Below are 4356 nucleotides of genomic sequence, written 5' to 3'. Positions count from 1 at the left end.
CCGCGCGGCCGCCGATGTACCGCTGGGCGGCTATGTGCTGGCCTCCATGTCCCTCCAGGCGACCTATCGCGGGTTCGCGGACGAGGGCGTGGACCTCGCGCAGGCGGCGCTGGAGCGCAATCGCGGTCTCGCCACCGCCCGCACCATGAGCTTCTTCCGGCTGGTGGAGGCGCGCGCGCACGCGAAGGCGGGCGACGCGGTGGCGGCCGGAGCGGCCCTCAAGGCCGCGGAAGGGTGGCTGGAGCGCTCGCGGGAGGGCGACGCGGATCCGTCCTGGCTGGGCTTCTACTCGTACGACAGATTCGCGGCGGACGCCGCCGAGTGCTACCGCGATCTGAAGGCGCCGCGCCAGGTACGGCGCTTCACGGAGCAGGCGCTCTCCCGTCCGACGGAGGAGTTCGTACGCTCGCACGGACTGCGTCTGGTGGTGAGCGCCGTCGCCGAACTGGAGTCGGGCAATCTCGACGCGGCGTGCGCCGCGGGCACGCGGGCGGTGGAGGTGGCGGGCCGGATCTCCTCGGCGCGTACGACCGAGTACGTACGGGATCTGCTGCACCGCCTGGAGCCGTACGGGGACGAGCCCCGGGTGGTCGAGCTGCGCGAGCGCGCGAGGCCGTTGCTGGTGGCACCGGCGTAGGGCGCAGGGCCGGAGCCGGGGGCCGGGGCACCTCGCGCGCGGGCGGTGGCACCTCGCGCCGGACTGGCACCTCGCGCCGGACTGTCCTACCGGCCTGTCGTACGGGTCTGTCGATTCGTGGTTTAAGCGCGTTGTCGGCGGGCCAGTGCACTATCGGGGTGGGAGGTGGCGCGCGCGATGAGCGGACGCGTGGGATTCGACTGCGAAGTGCTGGTGATCGGCGGCGGGATCGTCGGTCTGTCGACGGCGTACGCGATCACACGCGCCGCGCCGGGCACGCGCGTGGTGGTGCTGGAGAAGGAGCCGGGCCCCGGGCGCCATCAGACGGCCCACAACAGCGGAGTGATCCACAGCGGTGTCTACTACCGTCCCGGCTCGCTCAAGGCGCGGTACGCGGTGCGCGGCTCCGCCGAACTGGTCAAGTTCTGCGCCGAGTACGGCATCGCGCACGAGGTCACCGGCAAGCTGATCGTCGCGACGGAGCGGGACGAACTGCCTCGGCTGCACGCCCTGGTCCAGCGCGGCAGGGAGAACGGCATCCCGGTGCGCGAGCTGGGCCCGGCGCAGATCACCGAGTACGAACCGCAGGTGCGCGGCCTCGCGGCGATCCATGTCGGCACGACCGGCGTCTGCGACTTCCTGGCGGTCGCCGAACAGCTCGCGGAGTCCGCGGGCGCGACGGGCGCGTCCGTGCGGTACGACGCGGAGGTCACGGCCGTCGACCGCCGCCCTTGGGGTGTCGCGGTCCGTACGGCCGCTGGGGACGTGGTCAGGGCGCGCGTCCTGGTGAACTGCGCGGGGCTCCAGTGCGACCAGGTGGCACGGCTCGCGGGCGACGACCCGGGAATGCGGATCGTGCCCTTCCGCGGCGAGTACTACGAACTGGCCAGGCCCGGTCTCGTACGAGGGCTGGTCTATCCGGTGCCGGACCCGGCGTTCCCGTTCCTGGGAGTGCATCTGACTCGGGGCATCGACGGAGCCGTCCATGTCGGACCGAACGCGGTCCCTGCGCTGGCCCGCGAGGGCTACACCTGGCGGACCGTACGGCCCGCCGAGCTGGCCGGCACACTCGGCTGGCCCGGCTCATGGCGTACAGCGCGCAAGCACTGGCGGTACGGCGCGGGCGAGCTGCACCGCTCGCTCTCGAAGCGCGCCTTCGCGACGGCCGTACGGAGACTGCTCCCCGCGGTCAGGGACACGGACCTGCGCCCGGCGACGGCCGGTGTACGGGCCCAGGCGGTGCTGCGGGACGGCACGCTGGCGGACGACTTCCTGATACAGGAGCGGCCTCGCACGGTCCACGTCCTCAACGCGCCGTCCCCGGCGGCAACGGCTTCGCTCCCGATCGGCCGGGAGGTCGCACGGCGGGCGCTGGCGGTGCTGGGCGAGGCCTGAGGCGCGCGGATCTCCCGCTTGGGTCGTCCCTCGCTGAAAACACTTTGGTCAGAGCTGTGGCACCCGTGGTAGACCCGAAGGGTCCGCTCCCCCTGTTCCGGAGACTTTCATGCGCCGCCTCGCCGTCTTCCTCGCCTCGTCCAACGGATACGACCCCGCGCACACCGCGCTGGCAGCCGACGTCGGCGCTGAACTGGCTCGGCGCGGAATCGGTCTGGTCTACGGCGGTGGCCGCCGGGGGCTGATGGGGGTGGTGGCGGACAGCGCGCTGGAGGCCGGCGGCGAGGTCGTCGGCGTCATGCCGCGCAGCATGGTCGAGCGGGAGTGGGCTCACGAGGGGGTGACAGAGCTGGTCAGGTGCGACTCTATGCATGAGCGCAAGGCGATCATGGCCGAGTACTCCGACGCTTTCATCGCCCTGCCCGGCGGTCTCGGCACGCTGGAGGAGATCTTCGAGGTGTGGTCGTGGCGCCAGCTCGGCTTCCACACCAAGCCTGTGGGCTTCCTCGACGCGGGAGGCTTCTGGACGCCGCTGCTCGATGCCCTGCGCGGCCTGGTCGACTCCGGCTTCCTGCCCGCCCCCACCCTGGACGACCTTGCCGTCGCCCCTGACCTGCACGGTCTGCTGGAGTCCCTTGAGGAACGGCTGCGCAGCGCCCCGCAACCCGCGCACGGGGAGAGTCTGCGATAGCTCAGCCGCGCTCGACCAGGGGGTGACCGTACGACACGGCCGGGGCTACACCCTGCGCGTCACCGCCGTCCCGGCCGTGCACCTCGGACTCCTCACCCGCTGCCGGCCGCTCGACGGGGGCCACGGCGTTCCCACGGTTCCGGCCCAACGCAAGGCCCGCCGCGAGTACGAGAACCGTGTCAGCGCCCTCGCCCCGATCGGACCGTGATCTTTCTCAGTGCCAACGGCTGTACCGACGTTCCCCGAGACCGAACACCGAGCACGCACGCCCTGTGCGTCCGCGTCCGTATAGCGCTAGCGAAGAGCCCCGCCGCTCCAAAGGGGTAACGCTTGAGGAAGGGCGGGGCTCAGCGCGGAGGCGCGCAGATCACGCGTCGAAGGTACGGGCGAACTCGCCTGCCTTGACGCCCGCTACGAACGAGGCGAACGCGCCGGCGGGGACGTCCAGAACCGGACCACTGGGGTTCTTGGAGTCACGGACAGGAACCACGCCGGTAGCCGACGCGTACACGGGGGCCCACTCGACGCAGCTGCCGCCGTTGTCGCTGTAGGAGGATTTGACCCAACGGAGTTCGGTCGTGGTCGTGGTAGTCACGGGGTGCCCTTTCGTACCTCATTGATCATGTCCACCGATGCCGCTTGCGACAGCGATACCGCCTGTAGTTGATGGTAAGCCGTCAACATGCCCCGGACGGATACGAGTTCGCGGTCCAGGTATCCCTGAGTCTGAGACTCCACATAGGAGACGACGGAGTTATCGGACAGGGTGAGCAGGTTGACCAGTCGGTTGAACGTCCTGCGCTCTCCGATCCCGTACGGGGCGATATGCAGCGCGGTGTTGGGAAGCGCGGCGAACTCAACCAGCCGATCAAGCTGAGCCCTCATGACCCCGGGTCCGCCCACCGGCCTGCGGATGCAGCTCTCATCCATGACCACCAGCACCATGGGAGGGCGGGCCCGTACGAGCGCGGCCTGCCGCTCGGCCAGAAACGAAGTTCGCTCATCGGCCTGCTCGCGCGTGATGGCACCCCGATGTACAGCGCTGTCCGCCAGCACCTGTGCGTACTCCGGGGTTTGAAGAAGCCCCGGAATGACCCCGACCTCGAACAGCCTGATCTCTACCGCTCTGCCCTCAAGCCCGACGTACTCAGGAAACCCTTCGAGCAGCGAACCATGCCGCATCTCGCCCCACTCGCGCTCGAACGAGGCGGCAGTGCCGACAATCCCAAAGGCGAGATCGAGCTTGCGCGAGAGCGGCAGGGTCGGCGGTTTGCGAGCAGTTTCCAGGGCCGAAATATGCTGGCTGGAACATGACACATGCCCGGCCAAGTCATGCTGATTCCAGCCACGTTCCTCCCGCAATTTACGCACACGGGCCCCAAACGCCGCTCGCGGGCTGCTCTCGGGGTTCAACTCCTTGCGATTGACCATGGGTTGCCCAAGCCTTCCTTCGTTTCGGATTACTTGAAGGCGTCTCGACTCTACGCCACTCTGAGTGCCCCCGGTAGTCGTTTCGCTACGGAGAGGAGTCAACCATGCCCTGGATGCGCACTTTCTCCAAGTCCCGTAGCGACGCAGCCGAGTTGGCCGAGAGTGAAAAGGGCAGATGGAGGGCGTGTGACATGTACGGGAA

At 69.3% G+C, this 4356-nt stretch carries 5 protein-coding genes and 1 pseudogene; 4 read left to right on the top strand and 2 right to left on the bottom strand.

Features of this window, described 5'->3' with window-relative positions; genetic code table 11:
* The 4 genes and pseudogenes from GA0115259_RS06445 to GA0115259_RS06430 all read left to right on the top strand — a co-directional run.
* A pseudogene (locus tag GA0115259_RS06445) lies at positions 1-637 on the top strand (MFS transporter); the annotation flags it as partial.
* A gap of 177 nt (positions 638-814) precedes the next feature.
* Positions 815-2032 carry an L-2-hydroxyglutarate oxidase gene (gene lhgO / locus GA0115259_RS06440; protein WP_093592129.1) on the top strand — a complete coding sequence of 406 codons (1218 nt, stop codon included), beginning with the start codon at positions 815-817 and terminating at the stop codon, positions 2030-2032.
* Between the two features lie 109 nt (positions 2033-2141).
* On the top strand, positions 2142-2723 hold the full coding sequence (locus tag GA0115259_RS06435; RefSeq protein ID WP_046498125.1) for an LOG family protein: 582 nt from the start codon (positions 2142-2144) through the stop codon (positions 2721-2723).
* A 22-nt stretch (positions 2724-2745) separates the two neighbouring features.
* Positions 2746-2931, top strand: coding sequence for a hypothetical protein (locus GA0115259_RS06430; RefSeq protein WP_237539812.1), 186 nt, complete (start codon positions 2746-2748; stop codon positions 2929-2931).
* A 159-nt stretch (positions 2932-3090) separates the two neighbouring features.
* Here the strand turns inward: GA0115259_RS06430 and GA0115259_RS06425 are convergent, their stop codons facing one another.
* On the bottom strand, positions 3091-3318 hold the full coding sequence (locus tag GA0115259_RS06425) for a DUF397 domain-containing protein (RefSeq protein WP_093592126.1): 228 nt from the start codon (positions 3316-3318) through the stop codon (positions 3091-3093).
* Positions 3315-4154 carry a helix-turn-helix domain-containing protein gene (locus tag GA0115259_RS06420; protein WP_093592122.1) on the bottom strand — a complete coding sequence of 280 codons (840 nt, stop codon included), beginning with the start codon at positions 4152-4154 and terminating at the stop codon, positions 3315-3317. The genes GA0115259_RS06425 and GA0115259_RS06420 overlap by 4 nt, the downstream gene beginning before the upstream one ends.
* Positions 4155-4356: the final 202 nt, after the last annotated feature.

The organism is Streptomyces sp. MnatMP-M17, from assembly GCF_900091995.1.
Taxonomy (GTDB): Bacteria; Actinomycetota; Actinomycetes; order Streptomycetales; family Streptomycetaceae; genus Streptomyces.
The sequence above is the reverse complement of the archived record's forward strand: the minus strand, read 5'-3'. Positions and strand labels throughout refer to the sequence as shown.

Coding starts and splice junctions, on each gene's coding strand:
- GA0115259_RS06420 (WP_093592122.1), bottom strand. CDS start 4,154: ATGGTCAATCGCAAGGAGTTGAACCCCGAGAGCAGCCCGCGAGCGGCG.
- lhgO (WP_093592129.1), top strand. CDS start 815: ATGAGCGGACGCGTGGGATTCGACTGCGAAGTGCTGGTGATCGGCGGC.
- GA0115259_RS06435 (WP_046498125.1), top strand. CDS start 2,142: ATGCGCCGCCTCGCCGTCTTCCTCGCCTCGTCCAACGGATACGACCCC.